Source organism: Pseudoalteromonas phenolica (assembly GCF_005886345.1).
Taxonomy (GTDB): domain Bacteria; phylum Pseudomonadota; class Gammaproteobacteria; order Enterobacterales; family Alteromonadaceae; genus Pseudoalteromonas; species Pseudoalteromonas phenolica_A.
This window is the reverse complement of sequence record NZ_PNEC01000075.1, coordinates 1-554: the sequence shown is the minus strand read 5'-3', so window position 1 is coordinate 554 and position 554 is coordinate 1. Positions and strand designations below refer to the sequence as shown.

Sequence of the window (554 nt, the reverse complement as noted above, 5' to 3'; positions counted from 1 at the left end):
CGCCGTTTATTAAGGCGTTAGCAGTCAAAAGTGAACAACGAAAATTTTACCTTCAAATTATCAACATTAATCCTGAACATACTTCTTTTTATAGGTGGAGTGTGGCTGATCAATGTTTTGTGGCAAGATGTTGTTGTTAGCGTTGTGAATTTCAATGAGTTAAGTGATTTTTACTTTATTGTTTTTGTTGCTTGTCTCATATGGATTGTATTGTGTGAATTTGGTTATCAAATAATGCTGTTCTTCCCACGAGGTAGAGCATTGGAGCTTAACTCAGATTCTTTAAAAGTTTGCACAGTTTTTGGGGTGAAGACCATACCTAAAAAAGCCGTGAGAGGTTGCAAAAATCCAGTTCATAGAGCTACTGGAGGTCTAAAAGCTGGCCTCGTAATTATCTCAGTTACTCCAGAGTACAGAGTTATGGGGCCTTATGGTTTTAAAATTAACCCGCAGTTCTATGGCTCTTCAGTAGCTGGTGAAAATGAAGTCTCTTTAGTTAAAAAAATAAGAGCATGGCGGAAACAAAGCAACTGCTAACAAGGCCGTTAAACAAA

Annotated in this window: 1 protein-coding gene; it reads left to right on the top strand. The window is 37.4% G+C overall.

What is annotated here, in order from left to right; translation table 11 throughout:
- Positions 1-30: 30 nt before the first annotated feature.
- The gene (locus CWB72_RS19765; RefSeq protein WP_138635011.1) at positions 31-537 is read left to right on the top strand and encodes a hypothetical protein; all 507 of its coding nucleotides are present in this window, start codon (positions 31-33) and stop codon (positions 535-537) included.
- Positions 538-554 lie beyond the last annotated feature (17 nt).